Raw genomic sequence first — 21,898 nt, 5'->3', positions numbered from 1 at the left:
ATTGAGTGTTTTGCAATCGCTATTTGATATAAAAAATAAATAGAAGCTTATACTATTATGAGTAATTTAGTTTAAATTAATTTAGGATTATGTCTGAATGCGTATTCTAGAATTTAACTTTCAATGTTTGTAATTGGCATTTTTTGATTTGTTCAATATAAATAAAAATGATTTAAGTAGTGATTATCCTATCGCAGATGAGGTTCATAATTTATTGAGATAAAATGGTTTTATTAATGATTGTAAATTAAGGGGAAGTCATGGGTGCTGAAAAATCCTGTTATGGGAAAATTGATTATTCCCGAAGTGGAATTGATTTAACTAATAAAATAATTGATTATTGTTCTAGGTATCAATTGATAGATAGTGCTGATGTATTGTTGAAGGATTGTTTCCATAGTAATATTTCGAAAGTTAGTGTTCAGGTTGATGCTAAAAAATATTATAAAATAATAGGTAATATAAATAAATCTCTTCATGGTTTTAATTCTCAAGATTTTTGCGATGGCATCCGAGGTGTTATTATTAAACAGGCAAAAACGTTAAGACCGAATGATAATAAGGATTACTCGAGTTTAATTAAAAAATCAAAAGCTATTAATACCAAAAATCATTCATTATGCGAAGCTATTTCACTCAAAGTGAAAAATAAATCTATTGATGAGAAGTCAATTAAAAAGATTGATGAAATACTAAAAAATGCAAAAAAAACAATGTCGAATGAAGAGTTTAAATCAACATTGCTTGAAGCTCAAGTTTTAGCATTAAGCTGTAGAAGTAAAACTGTTTATGAAATGATAAACAAAGTTTTAGCTCCGTATATCGAAACTAAAGATCAATATCAATATTCTGTAGGTTCAAATACTCAGTTAGTTCAGCAGAACGCTGAAACTTCTCGACCTGATAAAGAAAAGCTCCCAGGGAGTCAAGGAAATATAGCAGTAACATCAGAAGAAACAATGATACAGAATGAGGTAAGTGACAAAACAAAAAAAGCAGGTACTTTGGAGCAAGGGCTTGCTTCCAATGTATACAATAGTGATTTATCTAATCAAGAACTAAAAAAAATTGTGCCAATAGAAAGTAATTCTATAAATAATGAATCTATAGAAAAGATGGAGCACTGTAAAGGGCGGGTTGATAAACTGAATATTGCGGTAGTTACTGATAAAATAAATAGTATGGTCAATGGACTTTCAATAAGAAAAAATAAATTAAGTCAGCCTGAACCAAGTGAAAAAGAACCTAAATTTCAAAAGATTCTTGCTAGTCATACGATAGAGGAAGCGATTAAAATTAAAGTGCCTTTTAATGGAATCTCGGATAAGTCATTAAGCTTGATTGAGTCTAAAATTAAGGCGAGATTTAATAAATTAAAGTCAAGTGAAACCCCCTATCTATTTGAAAAAGAAATGTTCGATGCACAGAAAATACTAAAAAAATACGACAATAAATTGGTTTGTGAAAAAATAAATAATATTATCAATAAATTTTTAGACAGAAATGAATTATATATTAGAGAAAATAAAGTTCCGATGGAGCGAATCTGGTGTGCCATAAATTCCGTGAGTTCATTACAGGATATTACACCACGTAAATACAATGAATTTAAAATGGCAATTATAGATTACTTGAAAAAAGAACCAATTGAAGATATTTTTGAGTCTTCATCCGAGTTAATACGAAAAGTATCACGTTATACTCATAAAAACATTGCTGATAAGGTTAATAATTTCATAAACGTTTATTCAATGGATAGAGTGAACGAATTGAAGGGAAATGAAAAATTCAGTGTTGCAAGTAAGATAGAGTTATTGGAACCTGAAAAAAATAGAGATCCAGAAGAGTTAATGAAGGATATGAGTTTAAAAAAAATAATTTCACATGTATTCAGTCGAATGATTAATAATATACGAAGGCTATTTTCCAAAAATTAATGGTTAATTTTATTTATGTGAAAATAGACAAATTAGCCCGTTGTATTTACGGGCTAATTTTTACTCATATCAAGGCGTCATCATAAATACTTTTGAATTTTGCCCTAAGTATTGACGAGCCAAGCGGTTAATATCTTCAACCGTTAACTGGCGAATAATATCTTGCTCTTGGTTTAAACGCTGATATTGCTCATCATCGCTGGCAATCTGCGCTAGAGCCTCAGTCCAATAGCTTGAACTATCCGTCACTTGTGAGTTCTCTGTTAGCCAAATATTTTTCGCTTCGGTTAGCTCTTTTTCACTCACACCTGTTTGACGAATTTGTCCAATCGTTTTTTGGGCGATTTGCGTCATTTCTTCAGCTCGTTCAGGTGAGGTGGTGAAATTCAAGCGAGCGAGGTAATAAGGTTGCGGTTTTTTCGCTAACATCTGCGAGAAGCCTAATGCATAAATGCCGCTGGCTTTTTCACGTAATTCACCGCGCAAACGCTGACTCACAATGGTATCAATAAGTTGAATCGCTAAGCTGTCTTGCTGGTTCCACACTGCAGGTGAAGCGAATTGAATGCTTACCATGCTTTTATCGCTGCTGCTGATGGGATAAGTTTTATTAAAGCTGGCCATTTTGGGCATGATCCCTTGGTCGCGGGATACCAGCTTTTGGTTACTTTGTGGCAGTGATGCAACCCATTGCTCTAACAGCGGTTTTAGCTCACGGCTATTCATTGCACCTGTAATGACCAGTGTCATATCTGCTGTTGAGGTGAGTAATTGACGGTTGGCTTGTTGTAACTGCTGAGCCGTAAATTGTTGCCAGCTACCCTGTGGATTGATCACTAAAAATTCACCATGGGTATAGCTTTCTTGATTGATATTATCAAGGAACGTGCGTTCTACGGGGGTTTTGGATAAGTTTAAAGCAAACGATTGTTTTTGTTGCTCTAACTTTTCACCACTAAATTGCGGCGCTGTTAGCTTCAAGTTGAGTAGCTGTAGAGCCGTTTCGAGGTTATCGGCAGGGGTTTTCCCACGAAAACCATGCGTGAGCAATTCACTGTATGGGCGAACGCTAATTTGGTTTTGCTTTGCCAGCAGAGCCAGATCGCGAGCGCTGTAGTTTCCATAACCGCTGCTTTCCGGTAATTTTAATGCCCAGTCGGTTAAACCTGCCGTTTGCAGCGTTTCTAACGAGCGGCCGCCCGGTAATTGCAAGTTAAATTGAATGTCATCTTTCAGGTTTTTATCTGTTTTAACAATTACCTGAATACCATTACTTAGTGTCCAATGTTCCGTTTTTTCAACGGGGAGCTTAGATTGCTCAACAATACTACCTTTTATGGATTGAGGTAATTGCAATTGAATTGCTTTGGAGCGCAGTGTAAATGGCCCCAGTGTGCTTTGGCGTATTTTAAGCCATTGTTGATTAAATGCCGATTTATCAATTGCCGCGGCATCAGTATCGGGGCCAATTAATGCTAAACGTGGGGACGCGGTTTGTAGGAATTTAGCGACATGCTGTTGTAAGTCCTGTGGCTTAACGGATTTCATCAATTGGTAGCTGTTATCTAACTGTTGGCGTTTGTTCCACATTGGCATGTCATATTCAAGCGCGGTTGTCAGCTGTCCTGCTAAATATTCATTACTATAACGTTGCTCTGAAGCGGCTTGCAGGCTGAATTTCTTCAACATCGCTTGCTTTGCTGAATCAAGTTCTTCTTGGGTAACTGGCTCAGTGGCAAGGCGCTGTAGCTCTGTGAATAAAATCTCGGTGGCACCTTGGTAATCATTACCTTTCGGGTGGATAATCATCAACTGTTGTAAGCGCTGGTTATCTAACATTGCCCCTTGTTCATTGATGCTAATTGACGGCAAAATACCGTTATCCACCATAACGGAAAAACGTTGATTTAAAATGGCTAACCAGAGGTTATCCAGTAAATCGTCTGACTGCCCTAAGCGTGTATTTAGCGGTGCGCTAACATCTTTTTGTAAGGCGAATTGCACATAACGCGCCCCTTGCTCTTTATCAAACACACCTTGCACTAACATATTGGTTGAATGGGCAAATTGCTTCCATTGCGGGTTATCTTCTGCCACTTTTTCGGGCTTAGGGAGTGCAAATAAATTATCAACCTGACTGCGTACTGATGAGCTATTGAAGTCACCAATAATCAATAGTGACATCCGCTGAGGTTGGTACCATGTTTGATAATAATCTTTTGCCTGCTCAATCGGGGCATTACGTACCACATCTAATGAACCAATGGGGTTGCGATCGACATAACGGCTACCGTGGTAACGTAATTTTTCTAAACTATCGTTGATGCGATAGCCCATCCCTTGGCGTAAGCGCCACTCTTCGACAATCACAGGGCGTTCTTTTTCAAAGGCTTCTTGGTCAAATGTCATATTTGACGCCCAATCTGCCATTACCTGTAAGCCAGTGGCGACTTGTGCTGCTGTAGCCTCAGGGAGTGATAATTTATATAGCGTGGAATTTAAACTCGTAATGGCATTCACATGGCTACCGAGTTTAAGCCCTTGGTGTTCAAGCTGTTTGAACCCCGTTGTTCCCGGAAAATGTTTGGTGCCTTTAAACGCCATATGTTCAGTAAAGTGCGCGAGACCAAGCTGTTGTTCATTTTCTTGTAATGAACCGCTACTGACCAATAAACGCAGTTCAACCCCGGGTTGATTACGTTGTAGAAGGTAAACTTGCAGCCCATTTTCGAGTTGATAGTGCTGAAGGTCACCGCGTACGGGTAATAGTGAAGTTGAATTTTTGCTCACAGATGTGCTGCCTGCGCAGCCACCGAGCAGAATACCAATCAGTGTGGCAAAGGTAATTTTACGAAGCATATTCAGGCGTTCCTGTATTTAAGAATTTTTCACTCGCAGGTTCCACGAGTAATATGTGTTGTTCCGCAAATTGAGTCACGAAGCTCTGATGGCTAACCAAAACAATGGCGCTATCATGTAATTCAGCTTTCAATAAAGCGAGCAGCTCTAGTGCGCTAGTTTCATCAAGGGCTGAGGTCGTTTCGTCTAATAAAAGCAGTTTTGGCCGGTTGAGTAATAAACGCGCAAACATAATGCGCTGCTGTTCTCCGCCAGATAAACGGTTATTCCAATCGGTTTCGAGTGCTAATTGATGATGCAGCTTTTCTAAACCGACTAACGTCAAGGCATATTGAAAATCTCGTTGGCTGAATTGGGACGCCGCTTTGGGATAAGCCAATAAGCTATCAAGCCGACTAATGGGTAAATAGAGGCGCTGTGGGATCCACATGACTTTTTCTGTTCGGCTGATAGTCCCGTTGAAGAAAGGCCAATGCCCGCTGAGTGTGCGTAATAAAGTCGATTTACCAACACCAGAACGGCCACTAATCAAGGTTAGTTCGCCTTGTTTGGCGGTTATATTCACGGAATTAATTAAGCAGCGGTTGTCAGCAGTAGAAACGGACAATTTAGCGACCAGAAGTGGCGATTTTTCGTCGATAGTCACCACGGCTTTGTTATCGTTTTCCAATAAAACCACAAAATTATATAAACGCGATACTGTTGCTTGCCATGCGGCAATTTCTTTATAAGCAAAAATAAACCAGCCCAGTGAAGTGGCAACACTGGTAAAAGCTTGGCGTAGCTGCATTAATCCACCTAACATAATTTCACCCGCAAGGAATTTAGGCAGTGCGAGTAATACAGGCGCTAAAGCGGTAACTTGCTGGTAACCCACTGTATAGAAAGATAAATTTCGTTCACAGCGGATCAAGCGATTCCAGTTGGCGATGATTTCTCCAAATCGCCCCATTAGCTCTTTTCTGTCTTGGGTTTCGCCACGCTGCCCCGCAATGGCATCACCGTGTTGGCGGCAATTAATTAGCGAGCTACGGTAATCCGCTTCGCGGCGCTGTTTATCCATATGCAAGCGACGTAGCGGAAAACCTATCCATTGGGTAAGCGCAATACCAATGAGGGTGTAGATGATACAAGCCCAGAACATATAACCGGGGATGGTCCAGTCGCTATCGGCAAAATTAAACGACAGGCTGCCAGACAATGTCCAAAGAATGGCGGCAAATGAAATCAGCGTTAGCATTGAGTGGAGGAATGTCACCACTAAATTTAATGTTGATTCAATCAGTAAACGGATATCTTCAGCGATACGTTGGTCTGGGTTATCGGGTTCTTGAGACGTTAATCTTAAGAGGTAATGTTTGCTGTTGGGCGATAACCAACGGCGGAGTACTTGCTCAGTCATGCCTTTGCGCCAGCGGATAATGAGCATTTGTTTTAGGTAATTACCCATAACAACGACAAATATCAGCCCACTGACTAAGACAACAAAGTATTGCAATAAGCCATACAGCGCTTGGCCGTCGAGTTTTTGTAGGGCGTTATAGAAATCCCCATTCCACATGTTCATTTTGACGTTGAACCAGACGGATGACAACGTGAGCCCAAGTGAGGCAAACAGCAGTATCCAGCACAAAAGGGCAGCACGCTGCCCCCAAAAAGGTTTTACTAAATAGAAAAATTGTTTCAGTGTCTTCATGACGTTTTATTCATTTGTTGTTTTAATTGTTTAACGAGTTTTATTGCTCACATTGCTGGGAATTACAGGTCGTAATTGACTTGTAACCAGAACTGACGGCCCGGATCGTAGGACTTCAATACACGGTCTTCAAAGACAAAGCGGTCAGCAACATTTTTATTGTTAAGAATATTGTTCACTTCGACTGAGAAACCAAAACCATGGGCGAAGTCAGGCTTCCAACCTAAGCGGGTATCCCACGTATATTTGCTGGAGAAATGCTGCTTGGTGTACTTACGCACTTGTCCATATTCAGGGTCGACAGCATAGGCGTTGTCGTAGCGAACTGCTTGGTCTCGAGCCCCCCACCATTGTAAGCGGTTGTACCACGTTAGATCATAATCGTCCCAAACACTGGTCAGTTCTAAGTTAAATTTGAACGGAGAGTTAAAGCTGGTTGATGGCAATTTCGATGCGTCAATAATTTTGCCGTCATACCAAACCTTATTGAGGTTAACCTTATTGGCTGGATCGAATGAGTTATAGCCAGAATCTTTTGGTGTATTACTTTCAGTTTGTTGCCATGTGAGTGATGCTGTCATGACATGGGAAGCTTCTGCCCACTCCCAAGGTTGGCTGTTATTAACGGAAAGGGTCACCGTATCGTGTGAGCTACGACCGCCATTGTCATACATGCGAATACTGCGTTTATCGGCATCACGGGTGTCATATTTGGTACGAGTTCTGACTTCGTCATACCCTTCACGGTGTACATATTGTAAACGCCATGTGGTTGAAAGGATTTCTTGTTGCAAAGCAAGGGTAAGTTCATCGTTATACGGTGTTTTTAGTGAATCGATACCTTCGTAATCTTTTTTATTATCCCAATCATTTAAACTTGGATCTAATGAACAGCCCCAATTACAGTTTTGCATACCTGCATTCTGTGCACCATATAAGGCATAGGTTAGCATTGAACGTCCATAATAACGGTTAGCACCCGCAATCAATAACGTTGAGTTGTCGCCGAAAATGTCATATGAACCGGAAAGTCGAGGGGCAATATTTGTGCGGCTCACAAAGTCATCACGATCTAAACGAATGCCAGGCCGCAGTGTCAATTTGCCATATTGTAAGTTGTCATCGAGAAATAATGCGTAGTTAGTATAATCTGCGGAGTGCTTACCAGCTTGGAACCGAGTGATATTAGTAAGTTGACCATTCCAATAATCATTTTTATCAATGACACCTGAATAGTTATAACGATAAAAATCACTATCTCGTTTATATGTCCCTTTAGTATAGCTGAGCTCACTACCAATAGTTGGGTTATGCGTAATACCTAAGCCATCTTCCATTGAGGTGAATCTCATAACTGCTTTTGCTGTTTGGCTATTTTGTTCAGAGATTAAATCACCTTGTCCGCCACTACGTAGGTATTTCCGGTTATCCCAGTTATAGTCAGAGTCCATTGCGAGAACTTCGACATAATAGTTTTGGTCATTGGCTCGCTCATCTTTTAGTTGCTGAGTACTTGCTGTTAGCTCTAACTGACCAACTTCAAATTGGTGTTTGAAAACGCCTGTAAAACCTAAACCTTTATGTGTGCTGTCATAACCTGAATTCATGATAGTAGAAGTAAATAAGCGGCTATCATAGTCAGCATAGTTTGCCGAAAGGTCCAAGGAGCTTTTATCAGAGAGATCAATGGTATATTTCAAAAAGTAGTTATCAGAAGTCCTTTTTTGATCTTTTTTTCCAGTTAGACCGTCTGTCATTTCCAATTCGCCATCGCCATTTATCATTGCGGCACCATCATTGGCGAGCGTCATCGGGATCGTCGAACTACGACGTGAAGCGGAGAAAACTAACCCTGAATTTTCACTCACCCCTAATTCAAACCAGCCACCAAAGTCATTTTTATCATAGTGGTTTTGGAAACGAGCTGGGTTGGCGGTATCATTTTTGGTGGTATCAATCCCTTGCGATGAATCGTGGAACAAATTATTCCAACCGGAACGGGTTAAGCGGTAATAGGCGTGAGCGCTATTTTCCCCTTGCCAGCGACGGCTATTGACTTCCACTGTTCCCCCCGTAAATCCGCCAAATTCGACTGGAATGTTATTGTCATACACTGTCATGCTGTCGATAAGGCGGCTATCGATATAGATCCCTTGGTCGCTACTGCTCAGGCGGGTTGAAGTTTCACCGAGACCGTTGTCTGCAGGGTCAAAATCGTTGTTAAAGCTTACGCCATCAAGGCGATAGGCATTTTGGTAACTGCTTGAACCATGAATTGAGATGCGGGAAGGTTTGATTTCCCCTTGGTTCATTGAGTTGCTGTCATTATTGGCAAATTGGACAGCAGGGTTAGTTTTCATCAAATCCGTAATATTGCCATCACCCGTATTTCTTTGGCTAATTTCTTCAGACGTCACGTATTGCGGTGCTGATATCACATCTGTCGCGGGGTGGTTCTGAACAACGCCAGAGACTTGGGTTTCTGGTAATACCAATGTGCCTTGGCTTAAATTTTGCTGACGAATAACGAAAACCCCATTTTCATTGATTAACTCTAATCCGCTACCGATGAGTATTTTTTGTAATGCGGTTTGTGCGGAGTAGTTGCCAGACAATGCAGGTGCGCGTAAGCCACTTAATTGGCCTTTATCATAGAGCAATTGGATTTGCCCTTGGCGGCTAATTTCAGCGACAGAGGTAGCAAGTGATTGTTCTGGTAATGAAAAATTCATTTCTTGCGCGAAGGCAACTTGACAAGTAATAGCACTACTGACCGCCACAGCAAGGGCGAGCGGCCTTAATCGGCTTTGAGTAAACTGAATAGACATGGATATCCCTTATTCTTAAGCTGCACAAAAAGTGTGCGAAAATAGGTCAGCAAAATGATGACTAGTTAAGAAGAGGGTGAAATGAGAATTATCCTCACCTGCAAATGAAAATATTTTTCATTTATTTTTTTTGTTTTGAATAATCAATACGTTATTTTTGTCTCGGTAGACAACTTGTACGGGAAGTAAAGAGGGAAGGGCCTGAAAAAACTGTTCTGGCTGATGAGTATTGATGCGACCTGAGATTTTACTCTTCGCCAATTGAGTGGGGGAAAGCTCGATATTTATCGACGAATAGTTTTTAAGTTCGTCGAGTACCTCTGAAAGCGGTTTATCAACAAAAATTAACTCACCAAAACGCCAACGAGCCACATTTAGCGGGTTGATTTGTTGGCGAGTGATTGGGCTATTTGGTGATTGACTGACTGCGCTGTCTCCGGCAAGTAAAAATACTGGCTGTTTGCTTGCTGCATCTTCAAAACTGACAATGCCTTTGCTGACATTCACGGCAACTTGCTGAGCCACTTTGTTAATTTCAAATTCTGTCCCCACCACTTGAATACGTCGGTTATCAGCTTGAACAACAAAAGGCCGATAAGGGTTGGATTTGACTTTGAAGTAAACATTTCCCTGTTCTAGATACAGGTTACGTACTGGGGTTTCATAGGCAACATGAATGCGTGTATTGCGGTTGAGAAATAGCTGGGAGCCATCAGGCAATGTGACTTCTTTAGGCGTATTCGTTGCCACTAAAGTCATATTATTGAGCAACATTGCAGGCAAGTGGCTGTATGGCAAAAACAAAATAGCCGCAATGAAAAATGCCGCTAGGGTATTGCCCAAAGGACGCCATAAGCGAAAAAAAGGGCGTTTTTCCTTGGGGAGTGTTGTGCTAGCAGGGCGCGGCATGTGATCAAAATCGCGCCATAGCCCAGCGATTGCATCATAAGCTCTTGCATGTTCAGGTGACGCTGCAATCCATTGTTTGAATTGCTCAGTTTCAAGGGCACTGATTCGTTGGCTGTGCATGCGGGTAAACCACAGCGCAGCTTCTTCATCAATGCGACTTTCATCATCTGCTGTTTGCAAAGAGTCGTGTGTCATTACAAATTATTGCCCTGATTATCAAGGTGTTTTTTACAGTGAACAAGTGCTGCTGCAATATGTTTTTCCACCATACTGATTGAAATTTCCATTCGCTCAGCAATCTCACTTTGAGATAAACCATCAAAACGATAAAGCAAAAAAGCTTCTCGTCGACGGGGTGGCAACGTTTCAAGTGCTTCGCTTAGCCGTTGGATCCGTTGCTGATGTTCCAATATTTCACTGGGATCAGCTTGGCTCTGTTCAAAATGAGACTCATGAGTAACATCATCAATGGATGTTTCTGATCTAGTTTGGCGTTGGTTACGTCGCCAATGGTCAATCAAAACATGATTCGCTATTTTAAACAGGTAAGCGCGGCTCTCTTTTACAGGCGTTTGTTCTTTACGGTTTAGCCATAGTGTAAACACATCCTGTGATAAATCATCAGCATCATTGCTGTTATCTAGCCGATTGCGGAAAAAGCGCACAAGTTGGCTATATGTTGACTGATACGCACCGCTAATTTTACGGGCAAGAGATTTATCAATAGTCATTTTACTGGTGTTAATGTCATAAAAGAGCACAATTGTGCTGATTAATAATCTGCTCAGATTACTTTATTATTTAAATCAATAAGTTGTTTTAATAATTGTGTTTTTACTAATAATAATGAATATCATTTTTGTTTGTATTATGCCTATAATCTGCAAAAAATAAAGTCGTGAGGCAGAATATGAGCAGTATGACGGGCCAGTTAGAGCGCCCGATTTTCCGTCCACTAGGCGGTTTGGTTTTAAGTTGTCTTTTCCATGGAACACTGGCAATCATTTTTATCGGGTGGTTTACCTCTTCAATTCCGAAGACTGGGGTGTTACCTCCGGCAATCTCGTTGCAGCTGGGTGTTTATCAGCTTGAACAACAGACAGAGCCTGAAATTAACCATGCACCTAAACAACAGATGACAACGCGAGAGGAGTCATTACCTGAAGTTGTTGAAAAGGTGGATAAATTACCTGAGACTGCGATCGTAGATAATGGCACGTTAACAAAAGTTAGCGAAAAAAAACGCCCACCGAAAAAGAAAATTCCGCAAGAGAAAAGAGTAATCGAAGAAGCCCCTGTTACCACGCAGGAGTCTACGGTGACTTCCGCTCCTGCATCTGGAAGTGAATCTAGCAGCAGTGCGAATTTTTCCAGTAATGCGTCTGCGGCAGTAAGTGGGCACCAAGGTTGGCAAAGTGAGGTTCATCAGCGGATAGCCAAAACTAAGCGCTACCCGCGTGCAGCACTGCGTTACCGTTCAACAGGGGTCTCTCATATCAAAGTGATTTTGGATAGGCGGGGTGAAGTGATTGCCGCCAGTTTATTGAATTCATCCGGTACAAAAATATTAGATAAAGAAGCATTGGCGACAATTTCACGTGCAGCGCCTTTCCCTATGCCACCAGAAACATTGTTGGTCGATGGCCAAGTCGAGTTTGTTGCGCCAATTGTGTTCGACACAACCTCTATTTAAATTCAACCGAATAGCCCTTTTGGGGGCTATTTATCAGACGAATTGGGCTTGTTTTTTGGGGTAGGCCGCTTAGGGCGATAAGGCCGCTGTTCTTTTTTTCGTTTTAAACGTGCAGGCTTCGTTGCCGGGGGCGCTTTGCTTCCTTGATTGTCGTCTTCATTACTCTCATCGTCTTCATTATCATCTTGATTTTCATCCGTATTAACGACTAGCGGTGGGGCTTGCTTGTGGCCTTTCTTTTTCTTTAAACGCAGTAATGTATTGGCTAAAACGAAGCCAATACATAAGGCGAGTAGAATAAAAATTCGCAATACATTGGTGCTGTTATCGGCTTGTTGAATTTCAGCGGAAAGGAGCTCTGTATCAATAGTTAAACGTAAATAGCCTTTTGGCTCTTTTGTGCCTTGGATGGGAACGACAAGTTGGTATTGAAAATTTTGCAGTGATGAGTTGTCATCTATTGCGAGCCGTTCTTTCACTGTTGCAGGCTCACCGACTTGAGTGATCAGTGTGCCACTGGCCGTATAGATGCTGGCATCTAAAATATACCTATCTTTTACCACGTTATTTAAATTGGCATTAATTCGTTCTAAATTAAAATCTTTACTGCCGGGAACAATATAATCAGATAAGCTGAAAGCGACTTGCTTAGCAAGAACATAGGTCAATTGTTTAAATTGCTCAATTCGGCCTTGGTTTTGGCTATTTCCTAAATAAGAAATACCATGCATGAGTAAAGTTACCAGCGCAACGCAGATAACGATAATGACTGTTTTGTGGAGCTTAAAGGTAAGTTTCATTGCTTTATTGGTGCTCTCGACTTATTTTGAGTATAAAGGTGTCGTTATACTTCAGCGAATATAGGGTTATCTTCCGTTTTAACAGTAAATACATAAGGTCATAAAGCCTTAAAATTTAGTATAGTGGCTTCGTTCGGCTGCTCGCAACTCTCATTATAAAAAAGTTACACTCTAAATAATTCGAGTTGTATGTAGGCGACAAACGAAGATAGTCCGATGAACATACACAAGTATGTGATTCGGCTAGCTGAGCGTAGTCAACAACCAGACAACTTGAAGTATGACGAGTATATCGATTACAGGAGCTAATTTTCATGTCAACGAGCTTAACCTATTGTTATCTACCCGACGAAATCCAAAAATGGCCGGGGTTGCCATTGTCGTTAAGCGGTGAAGAAGTGATGCCATTGGATTATCGTGCAGGTGACAGTGGGTGGTTACTATATGGTCGTGGCTTAGATAAAGCGCGGATCAGTAATTTCCAACAGCGATTAGGGATCGCTATCGTAATTGTCTCCTCGTGGCGTATTGATGACTACCAAGTGGTCAGAATTGCCGGGAGTATTACCCCTCGAATTAAAAAACTCGCTGACGAATGTTTATTAGATGTCGTGCCATTAGGGCAAATTCCACGTTTGCGTTCACCGGGTCTATTACTGATGGATATGGACTCGACAGCTATTCAAATTGAATGTATCGATGAAATTGCTCGCTTAGCCGGAGTGGGGGAGCAGGTGGCTGAAGTGACTGAGAGAGCCATGCTAGGGGAGCTCGATTTTACGGAAAGCCTACGAGCGCGAGTCAGCTTACTTGAAGGTGCAGATGCCGCTATTCTTGACCAAGTGATGGAAACACTGCCTTTGATGCCGGGTTTAACAAACCTCGTGCGTAAATTACAAGCGATGAATTGGCACATTGCGATAGCATCCGGCGGTTTTACTTTCTTTGCTGATAATTTACGTCAACGGCTTAAATTGGTGGCTGCTGTTGCGAACCAGCTAGAAGTGAAAAACGGTAAGCTAACAGGCAAGGTCAGAGGCCCAATTGTGGATGCAAAATATAAAGCGCAAACCTTGGTTAAGCTGGCAGAAAAACTGGAAATTCCAATCGAGCAAACTGTTGCCATCGGTGATGGGGCAAATGACCTGAAGATGATCCGTAAAGCGGGGCTGGGTATTGCTTATCATGCGAAACCAAAGGTGTATGCAAGGGCGAAGGTCGCTATTCGTCACGCAGATCTCATGGGGGTGATGTGTGTATTGAGTGGGGGCCTCAAACACGAAGAACGCTAAATATTCTTCATATTTCGTGCTGTGGCGGTGTTGGCCGCGCTCGCTAACCCTAGTCACATACTTATGTATGCTCCTAGGGCTTAGCTTTACTTGCCGCCTTGCTACAACACCATCCATTTAGAATATTAAGCTAAATTAGTATTCAAAATTTTAAGAAAATTTAGAGTGCTGTGGTTCGTCGGTTGTAATACAGAATAATTTTAAGAGGAGTTTGCTGTGGCGAAAGGGGTTAAAAGAGCGTTTGTCTGTAATGATTGCGGGGCAGATTATCCACGTTGGCAAGGGCAATGCAGTGCGTGCCATGCATGGAATACCATTACAGAAGTGCGCCTGGCCTCCACAAGCTCTTCATCGCGTACTGACCGCTTAACGGGGTATGCAGGGAATGCGGCTGGTGTGAGCAAAGTTCAGAAATTATCTGACATTAGCCTTGAAGAACTCCCTCGTTTTACCACTGGGTTTAAAGAGTTTGACCGCGTGCTCGGTGGGGGAGTCGTACCGGGCAGTGCCATTCTCATTGGGGGGAACCCGGGAGCCGGTAAAAGTACCTTATTGCTGCAAACCATGTGCTTATTGTCACGTGAAATGAAAACCCTGTACGTCACAGGGGAAGAATCACTTCAACAAGTGGCGATGCGAGCACACCGTTTAGGGCTACCGACTGACTCACTCAATATGCTGTCAGAAACCAGTATTGAGCAAATTTGCTTAACCGCAGAGCAAGAACAACCCAAACTGATGGTGATTGACTCCATCCAAGTGATGCATATGGCTGACATTCAATCATCACCGGGGAGTGTGGCACAAGTGAGAGAAACCGCGGCTTATCTCACTCGCTTCGCCAAAACGCGTGGTGTTGCCATCATAATGGTCGGTCACGTCACCAAAGATGGCTCACTGGCGGGACCAAAAGTTCTCGAACACTGTATTGACTGTTCTATCATGTTAGATGGCGATGCAGATAATCGCTTCCGTACTTTGCGTAGCCATAAAAACCGTTTCGGTGCAGTCAATGAATTAGGCGTGTTTGCCATGACAGAACAAGGGCTTAAAGAAGTGAGTAACCCTTCGGCAATCTTTTTAAGTCGTGGTGATGAAATTACTTCAGGAAGCTCCGTGATGGTAGTTTGGGAAGGAACACGGCCTTTGCTGGTGGAAATCCAAGCGCTTGTGGACCATTCAATGATGTCGAACCCACGGCGTGTTGCGGTTGGGCTTGAGCAAAACCGTTTGGCCATTTTATTGGCCGTATTACACCGTCATGGTGGTTTGCAAATGTCAGACCAAGACGTTTTTGTTAACGTCGTGGGTGGGGTAAAAGTGACTGAAACCAGTGCGGATTTAGCCTTATTACTTTCTTTGGTTTCCAGTTTTCGTGATCGTCCATTGCCTAGAGATCTGGTTGTATTTGGTGAAGTGGGGCTTGCAGGGGAAATTCGCCCTGTACCAAGTGGGCAGGAACGTATCTCTGAAGCAGCAAAACACGGTTTTAAACGCGCCATTGTACCCCATGCGAATATGCCCAAAAAATCACCGCCAGATATGAAAGTGTATGGCGTAAAAAAATTAGCGGATGCATTAAGTATTTTGGATGAACTATAAGCTTTTAATTTAGGTAAAAGGAAAATACATGGCTGAATTTGACTATCTCAAAAACGCAATCAAACGAGCGGGTTACACGCTCCAGCAAGTTGCGGATGCGACAGATATGACCAAAGGCTATCTCAGCCAGTTAATTAACGACAAAATTAAGAGCCCCAGCGCACAAAAAATAGCGGCTTTGCATCGTTTTTTAGGCCTTGAATATCCAAATCAGCAAAAAACGATCGGTGTGGTATTTGGCAAATTTTATCCATTGCATACTGGGCATATTTATTTGATTCAGCGAGCATGCAGCCAAGTGGATGAACTTCACGTCATTCTCTGCCATGATGAACCTCGTGATAAAGACTTGTTTGTTAACAGTTCTATGTCTCAACAACCCACTGTGAGCGACCGTTTACGGTGGTTATTACAAACCTTTAAATATCAAAAAAATATTCATATTCACTCGTTTGATGAAAACGGCATAGAGCCCTATCCACACGGTTGGGAAGTGTGGAGTGACGGAATGAAAGGCTTTTTGAAAAAGCATAATATCAATCCGAGTTTTATCTATTCAGGGGAAGCGAATGACGCTCCGCGCTATAAAAAATACTTAGGTATCGAAACCATTTTGATTGACCCTGAGCGCACGTTTATGAATATCAGTGGTAACCAAATTCGCCAAGCGCCATTTCGTTATTGGGAATATATTCCAACTGAAGTGAAACCCTTCTTTGTGCGTAAAGTGGCGATTTTAGGCGGTGAATCGAGTGGTAAATCGACGCTAGTCAATAAGTTAGCCAATATTTTCAATACATCCAGTGCGTGGGAATATGGCCGTGACTACGTATTTAGCCACCTTGGTGGTGATGAGATGGCATTGCAATATTCTGATTACGACAAAATTGCTTTAGGGCATGCCCAGTATATTGATTTTGCAGTAAAATATGCCAATAAAGTGGCATTTATTGATACCGACTTTGTCACGACCCAAGCCTTCTGTTTGCGCTATGAAGGTAAAGAACACCCATTTGTTCAGGCACTGATTGATGAGTACCGATTCGATTTGGTGATAGTTTTGGAAAACAACACCCCTTGGGTGGCTGATGGGTTACGCAGTTTAGGAAGTGATAAAGACAGGAAAGCTTTCCAAAACTTACTTATTGAAATGCTTAAGAAAAATAATATTGAGTTTGTCCGTGTAGAATCTTCTGATTACGATACGCGCTTCTTAGAGTGTGTCACCCTCGTTCAGCAGCTATTGATGTTGGATGACTTATAAAGCCTCACAATAAAAAACGGCATCGAATGATGCCGTTTTGATTCTATCTATATGATATCGATCCCTTAAATAATTTGAATTATAGGTAGGCGGCAAGAGAGTGAGTCCCTAGGAGCATACACCAGTATGTGACTAGGGCTCACGAAAGCAGCCAACACCGCTATAATTCTAAATTATGACAGGGATTATTTGGTCATACGCTTATACTTCATCCGGTGCGGTTGAAGTGCTTCCGCACCTAACGTCCGTTTTTTGTAATCTTCATATTCAGAGAAGTTACCTTCGAAGAACGTAATATTACCTTCGTCTTGATAATCAATGATATGAGTTGCAATACGGTCAAGGAACCAACGGTCATGGGAAATAACCATAGCACAGCCCGGGAACTCTAACAGGGCGTTTTCCAACGCACGTAAAGTTTCAACGTCGAGGTCGTTGGTTGGTTCATCGAGTAACAGGACGTTACCGCCCACTTGCAGTAGTTTGGCTAAGTGTAAACGGCCGCGTTCACCACCAGATAACTCACCAACACGTTTACCTTGGTCTACGCCTTTAAAGTTAAAGCGACCGACGTAAGCGCGGCTTGGAATTTCAAAGTTACCAATACGCATGATGTCTTGGCCGTTGGAAATTTCTTCCCAGACAGTTTTGCTGTCGTCCATCGCATCACGGAACTGGTCAACAGAGGCAATTTTCACAGTATCGCCTAATGTGATGGAGCCAGAGTCCGGTTGCTCTTGGCCTGAAATCATACGGAACAGGGTGGATTTACCCGCACCGTTAGGGCCGATGATCCCGACAATCGCCCCTTTAGGAATGGAGAAATTCAGGTTATCAATCAGAACGCGGTCACCATAAGATTTACTTAGGTTTTCAACCTCGATAACTTTATCCCCTAAACGCGGTCCAGGTGGAATAAAGAGTTCGCTGGTTTCATTACGTTTTTGATATTCCACGCTATTAAGCTCTTCAAAACGAGCAAGACGCGCTTTACCTTTAGCCTGACGGCCTTTTGGATTTTGGCGGATCCACTCAAGCTCTTTCTCGATAGATTTACGACGAGCGGCTTCTGTAGAGGCTTCTTGCGCCAGACGTTCATCTTTTTGCTCAAGCCAAGAAGAGTAGTTGCCTTCCCAAGGAATACCTTCACCACGGTCAAGTTCGAGGATCCAACCCGCGACGTTATCTAAGAAGTAACGGTCATGCGTGATAGCCACAACAGTCCCTTCGTAGTCGTGTAAGAAACGCTCTAACCAAGCAACAGACTCGGCATCCAAGTGGTTGGTTGGCTCATCGAGCAGTAACATGTCTGGTTTTTCTAATAGCAGACGGCAAATTGCCACACGGCGGCGTTCACCCCCTGAAAGGTTCTCGATTTTGGCATCCCAAGCTGGCAGGCGTAGGGCATCTGCTGCACGCTCCAGTTGGTTATCAAGGTTATGGCCATCTTGCGCGGAAATAATCGCTTCTAACTCGCCTTGTTCTTTTGCGAGTTTATCAAAGTCTGCACCTTCTTCCGCGTAAGCCGCATAAACTTCGTCTAAGCGCGTTAATGCATTTTTCACTTCGCTAACCGCTTCTTCAACAGCTTCGCGTACGGTGTGCTCAAGGTTTAGCTTCGGTTCTTGCGGAAGATAGCCGATTTTCAGACCTGGTTGTGGACGTGCTTCACCTTCGATATCGGTATCAATACCCGCCATAATACGCAGTAACGTTGATTTACCGGCACCATTAAGACCTAAAACACCGATCTTAGCCCCCGGAAAGAAGCTCAGAGAGATATTTTTTAAAATATGACGTTTCGGTGGAACAATTTTTCCAACCCGATACATACTGTAGACGTATTGAGCCAATTTATTTACCTTTTGATTTGTAAAGGGAATTTTAGTTTTTTAGTCTATTTTTGCTTTAACAAGCTTAGGCTGAAAAGCATTTAATAAACAGCTATATAATTTTCTAGAACTATACCTGAACATCAGAAGATCATCCATCCCTCTCAGTGATACAAGCTTGATGACTTTCTATTATTAATTCGTGGGTGTATAGTGTGTCTATACGCTATACATGTAGTTGGCCATGATAAAAAGTTTTAAACATAAAGGAATTGAACACTTTTTTAAAATGGGCATTACGTCTGGTATTCAATCGAAGCACATAACAAAGTTACGGGTACAACTGACTGCGCTCAATGTTGCTAAAAAACCACAAGATATGTTTGCACCAAGTTGGAATCTCCATCAATTAAAACGGGGAGATTTGCAGCATCATTGGGCAATATCAGTGAATGGAAACTGGCGACTCACATTTAAATTTGAGGGTGAAGATGCCATTCTCGTTGATTATCAAGATTATCATTAAGTAAGGTGAACATAATGAGCAAAATGCATAATCCAGTACATCCGGGTATCGTTTTACGTGAATATTTAGAGGGTATTTCAGTCACTGAAGCTGCAAAAGCATTGGAGGTAACACGTACAACTCTCTCGCGTATTCTCAACGGTAATAGCGGTATTTCGGCAGATATGGCGATACGATTAGAAATGGCACTCGGAACCAGTGCTGAAATGTGGGTTGAGATGCAAGCCCAGTATGAACTTTGGCAAGCTTCTTTGGAAAAACGCCCCGCCATTAAACCTTTATTTCCGCGGAGGGAAGGTTTTAAGTCATTCATGGGCTGAATGATACGTAAAAGACTGTAAAGTCGAAAAATTCAAGAACTCTCTGCTGTTACTAAATAAAAACTTTCGGTAGCATTCATAGTATTGATATATGTTTAATATATCCATGATCCTTCAAGTTGCAGCGCTTGTCGCCTACCTGCAACTCGAATTATTTGGGGTATATTTAGGTTAAGGCTTTTCCTGTATTTTGACTTTAGTTTAGCGATGGAGCGAGTGAATATGAAAGGTTGGTTAGCGGCAGTACCTGTGACAATGTTGCTGGTTTCCAGCACCGTATGGGCGGATTCCTTACAGGCACAACGGGAGCGTTATCAGGCAATTAAGGTTGCATGGGATGCCAATAAAATGGATGAAGTCGAGCGCTTGCTACCGACCTTGCATGATTATCCACTTTACCCTTATCTCGCTTATCGTGAGCTAACTCAAGACTTAGATATTATTTCACCTCGCCAAGTTCAGGAGTTTATTAATACCTATCCAACCTTGCCTGTCGCTAAAAACCTGAAAACACGCTTTGTCAACGAACTAGCTCGCCGCCAAGAGTGGAAATCGCTGCTTGAATTTAGCCCTGAAGCGCCAAAACCTGCCGAAGCACAATGTAATTTTTATTTTGCTAATTGGGCGGTGGGAAATAAGCAAGTTGCTTGGCAAGGGGCAGAAAAAGCCTGGTTAAATGGCCGTTCAATGCCGAGTGCCTGTGATAAATTATTTAACGAATGGGAAAAAGCGGGTTATTTAACCCCTGAGATGACCCTTGAGCGTATTAACTTAGCCATAAAAGAGGGCAATACCTCGATTGCGAGTTATTTAGCTAAACGCTTACCGCCAAGCTATAAAACGATTGGTGATGCGTTAGTGAAATTACAAAATGACCCTGCCTCAGTTGTGACATTCGCCAAAACGATGACGCCAACAGATTTTACTCGTCAAGCCACCATCGCGGCTTTTAGCCGTTATGCACGCCAATCCCCTGATGCGGCTCGTACAGTACTGAATAGCATCAGTTCTGCCCAAAAAATGAATATGGCAGAAAAGCAGTTACTTAAAGACAGTGTTGCTTGGCAATATATGGGAGATGTGACCCCAGAGCAGGCTCAATGGCGTGATGAAACTATTCAAGAAAGTAATTCATCGTCATTGAAAGAGCGTCGTGTTCGTTTAGCGTTAGGAGCTGGTGATAAAACCGGTGTTGCGTCATGGCTAAAACGCTTGCCAGCAGATGTCAAAAATAAAGAAGAGTGGCAGTATTGGCAGGCTATCACGTTAATTGATGCAGGCAAAAAAGCGGAAGGAGAGGCATTACTTCGCCAATTAACGGAGAAGCGCGGCTTCTACCCAATGGTGGCCGCACAGGTGCTAGAAATTGACTATCCGGTGTATGTAAAAAGTGCGGTTAAGCCTGATTCAAGTATTGATCAATTGCCTGAAGTGCAACGTGTTCGTGAGTTAATGTACTGGGAAATGGATAACCTTGCCCGTTCTGAGTGGGTGAGTTTAGTGGCATCGCTGCCAGCAAACCAGCAAGAGCAATTGGCGCGTTATGCGTTTGATCATAAATGGGCAGATCTCAGTGTCCAAGCGACCATCACAGCCAAACTTTGGGATCACCTAGAAGAGCGTTTCCCATTAGCGTGGGACAAAGAATTCAATCTATATACCAAGTCGAAAGATATTCAAAAGAGTTATGCAATGGCGATCGCTCGCCAAGAAAGTGCGTGGAATCCACAGGCTCGTTCACCGGTTGGAGCGACAGGTTTGATGCAGTTGATGCCTGCAACAGCAAAACATACCGCACAGAAGCAGGGTATTAATTATGTGAATACGAGCCAACTGACTAACCCGACAACCAATATTGAGCTAGGAACAGCTTATTTGGAAGATGTTTATCAGCAATTTGGTAATAACCGTATTTTAGCTAGTGCGGCTTATAATGCAGGCCCATCCCGTGTGACTCGCTGGTTAGGTAACAGCGGGGGGCGCATTGATGCGGTCGCATTTGTTGAAAGTATTCCGTTCTCAGAAACTCGCGGTTATGTGAAAAATGTGTTGTCGTATGACTTATTCTATAGGCACTTTATGGGGCAGAAAAATAGTAAGATATTGCTTCCTAATGAGTGGAATATGAAATACTAATAAATACTCTTCATATTTCGAATTGTAGGGGTGTTGGCTACGTTCGCTAACCCTAGTCACATACTTGTGTATGCTCCTAGGGCTTAGCATCACTTGCCGCCTACCTACAATCCGAACTATTTTGAGTATTCATCTTCATTATATTTCGATTTATAGGGGCTTCGTATGTAAGCCCTAGTCACATACTTGTGTATGCTCCTAGTG

15 protein-coding genes are annotated in these 21,898 nt (G+C 42.2%); 8 read left to right on the top strand and 7 right to left on the bottom strand.

Going from position 1 to position 21,898, the window contains the following annotated elements; translation table 11 throughout:
- Window positions 1–260: 260 nt before the first annotated feature.
- Window positions 261–1,937: a hypothetical protein gene (locus tag PSF67_RS18875; RefSeq protein WP_272677466.1), complete on the top strand. Its 1,677-nt coding sequence runs from the start codon at window positions 261–263 to the stop codon at window positions 1,935–1,937.
- A gap of 69 nt (window positions 1,938–2,006) precedes the next feature.
- Here the strand turns inward: PSF67_RS18875 and PSF67_RS18870 are convergent, their stop codons facing one another.
- From PSF67_RS18870 to PSF67_RS18850, 5 genes are all read right to left on the bottom strand, one after another.
- On the bottom strand, window positions 2,007–4,796 hold the full coding sequence (locus PSF67_RS18870) for a M16 family metallopeptidase (RefSeq protein ID WP_272677464.1): 2,790 nt from the start codon (window positions 4,794–4,796) through the stop codon (window positions 2,007–2,009).
- Window positions 4,786–6,492, bottom strand: a complete 1,707-nt coding sequence (locus PSF67_RS18865) for an ABC transporter ATP-binding protein/permease (protein ID WP_272677462.1) — start codon at window positions 6,490–6,492, stop codon at window positions 4,786–4,788. The genes PSF67_RS18870 and PSF67_RS18865 overlap by 11 nt, the downstream gene beginning before the upstream one ends.
- A 62-nt stretch (window positions 6,493–6,554) precedes the next feature.
- Window positions 6,555–9,320, bottom strand: a complete 2,766-nt coding sequence (locus PSF67_RS18860; protein ID WP_272677460.1) for a secretin and TonB N-terminal domain-containing protein — start codon at window positions 9,318–9,320, stop codon at window positions 6,555–6,557.
- A gap of 117 nt (window positions 9,321–9,437) precedes the next feature.
- Window positions 9,438–10,424, bottom strand: a complete 987-nt coding sequence (locus PSF67_RS18855) for a FecR family protein (RefSeq protein WP_272677459.1) — start codon at window positions 10,422–10,424, stop codon at window positions 9,438–9,440.
- Window positions 10,424–10,960: an RNA polymerase sigma factor gene (locus PSF67_RS18850; RefSeq protein WP_102139067.1), complete on the bottom strand. Its 537-nt coding sequence runs from the start codon at window positions 10,958–10,960 to the stop codon at window positions 10,424–10,426. The genes PSF67_RS18855 and PSF67_RS18850 overlap by 1 nt, the downstream gene beginning before the upstream one ends.
- Window positions 10,961–11,139: 179 nt before the next feature.
- Here PSF67_RS18850 and PSF67_RS18845 point away from each other — a divergent pair, with 179 nt between their 5' ends.
- Window positions 11,140–11,922, top strand: coding sequence for an energy transducer TonB (locus tag PSF67_RS18845; protein ID WP_272530951.1), 783 nt, complete (start codon window positions 11,140–11,142; stop codon window positions 11,920–11,922).
- Window positions 11,923–11,948: 26 nt separating this feature from the next.
- Here the strand turns inward: PSF67_RS18845 and PSF67_RS18840 are convergent, their stop codons facing one another.
- Window positions 11,949–12,722: an AhpA/YtjB family protein gene (locus tag PSF67_RS18840; RefSeq protein ID WP_102138949.1), complete on the bottom strand. Its 774-nt coding sequence runs from the start codon at window positions 12,720–12,722 to the stop codon at window positions 11,949–11,951.
- A 314-nt stretch (window positions 12,723–13,036) separates the two neighbouring features.
- On the opposite strand from PSF67_RS18840, the gene serB reads away from it, so the two are divergent.
- The 3 genes from serB to nadR all read left to right on the top strand — a co-directional run bounded on the left by serB (window position 13,037) and on the right by nadR (window position 16,880).
- On the top strand, window positions 13,037–14,014 hold the full coding sequence (gene serB, locus PSF67_RS18835; protein WP_102138950.1) for a phosphoserine phosphatase: 978 nt from the start codon (window positions 13,037–13,039) through the stop codon (window positions 14,012–14,014).
- A gap of 216 nt (window positions 14,015–14,230) precedes the next feature.
- Window positions 14,231–15,616 (top strand): DNA repair protein RadA, encoded by a 1,386-nt coding sequence (gene radA, locus PSF67_RS18830; RefSeq protein WP_213912982.1) that lies wholly within the window; start codon window positions 14,231–14,233, stop codon window positions 15,614–15,616.
- Window positions 15,617–15,644: 28 nt separating this feature from the next.
- Window positions 15,645–16,880, top strand: coding sequence for a multifunctional transcriptional regulator/nicotinamide-nucleotide adenylyltransferase/ribosylnicotinamide kinase NadR (gene nadR / locus PSF67_RS18825; protein WP_102138952.1), 1,236 nt, complete (start codon window positions 15,645–15,647; stop codon window positions 16,878–16,880).
- A gap of 185 nt (window positions 16,881–17,065) precedes the next feature.
- Here nadR and ettA read toward each other — a convergent pair whose 3' ends face one another.
- A complete protein-coding gene (gene ettA / locus PSF67_RS18820) occupies window positions 17,066–18,733 on the bottom strand; it encodes an energy-dependent translational throttle protein EttA (protein ID WP_004914750.1) in 1,668 nt (555 codons plus the stop codon).
- A 223-nt stretch (window positions 18,734–18,956) separates the two neighbouring features.
- Between ettA and PSF67_RS18815 the strand changes: the two genes are divergently transcribed.
- The 3 genes from PSF67_RS18815 (at window position 18,957) to sltY (ending at window position 21,694) form a co-directional block, all read left to right on the top strand.
- Window positions 18,957–19,238 (top strand): type II toxin-antitoxin system RelE/ParE family toxin, encoded by a 282-nt coding sequence (locus PSF67_RS18815; protein WP_102138953.1) that lies wholly within the window; start codon window positions 18,957–18,959, stop codon window positions 19,236–19,238.
- Window positions 19,239–19,252: 14 nt separating this feature from the next.
- Window positions 19,253–19,558: a HigA family addiction module antitoxin gene (locus tag PSF67_RS18810; RefSeq protein ID WP_094962743.1), complete on the top strand. Its 306-nt coding sequence runs from the start codon at window positions 19,253–19,255 to the stop codon at window positions 19,556–19,558.
- Window positions 19,559–19,780: 222 nt separating this feature from the next.
- Window positions 19,781–21,694 (top strand): murein transglycosylase, encoded by a 1,914-nt coding sequence (gene sltY / locus PSF67_RS18805; RefSeq protein WP_210848853.1) that lies wholly within the window; start codon window positions 19,781–19,783, stop codon window positions 21,692–21,694.
- Window positions 21,695–21,898: the final 204 nt, after the last annotated feature.

The organism is Providencia sp. PROV076, from assembly GCF_028483405.1.
Classification (GTDB): domain Bacteria; phylum Pseudomonadota; class Gammaproteobacteria; order Enterobacterales; family Enterobacteriaceae; genus Providencia; species Providencia huaxiensis.
The sequence above is the reverse complement of the archived record's forward strand: the minus strand, read 5'-3'. Positions and strand labels throughout refer to the sequence as shown.

Coding starts and splice junctions, on each gene's coding strand:
- nadR (WP_102138952.1), top strand. CDS start 15,645: ATGGCTGAATTTGACTATCTCAAAAACGCAATCAAACGAGCGGGTTAC.
- PSF67_RS18875 (WP_272677466.1), top strand. CDS start 261: ATGGGTGCTGAAAAATCCTGTTATGGGAAAATTGATTATTCCCGAAGT.
- PSF67_RS18860 (WP_272677460.1), bottom strand. CDS start 9,320: ATGTCTATTCAGTTTACTCAAAGCCGATTAAGGCCGCTCGCCCTTGCT.
- PSF67_RS18810 (WP_094962743.1), top strand. CDS start 19,253: ATGAGCAAAATGCATAATCCAGTACATCCGGGTATCGTTTTACGTGAA.
- serB (WP_102138950.1), top strand. CDS start 13,037: ATGTCAACGAGCTTAACCTATTGTTATCTACCCGACGAAATCCAAAAA.
- PSF67_RS18845 (WP_272530951.1), top strand. CDS start 11,140: ATGAGCAGTATGACGGGCCAGTTAGAGCGCCCGATTTTCCGTCCACTA.
- PSF67_RS18865 (WP_272677462.1), bottom strand. CDS start 6,492: ATGAAGACACTGAAACAATTTTTCTATTTAGTAAAACCTTTTTGGGGG.
- PSF67_RS18870 (WP_272677464.1), bottom strand. CDS start 4,796: ATGCTTCGTAAAATTACCTTTGCCACACTGATTGGTATTCTGCTCGGT.
- sltY (WP_210848853.1), top strand. CDS start 19,781: ATGAAAGGTTGGTTAGCGGCAGTACCTGTGACAATGTTGCTGGTTTCC.
- PSF67_RS18840 (WP_102138949.1), bottom strand. CDS start 12,722: ATGAAACTTACCTTTAAGCTCCACAAAACAGTCATTATCGTTATCTGC.
- PSF67_RS18855 (WP_272677459.1), bottom strand. CDS start 10,424: ATGACACACGACTCTTTGCAAACAGCAGATGATGAAAGTCGCATTGAT.
- PSF67_RS18815 (WP_102138953.1), top strand. CDS start 18,957: ATGATAAAAAGTTTTAAACATAAAGGAATTGAACACTTTTTTAAAATG.
- PSF67_RS18850 (WP_102139067.1), bottom strand. CDS start 10,960: ATGACTATTGATAAATCTCTTGCCCGTAAAATTAGCGGTGCGTATCAG.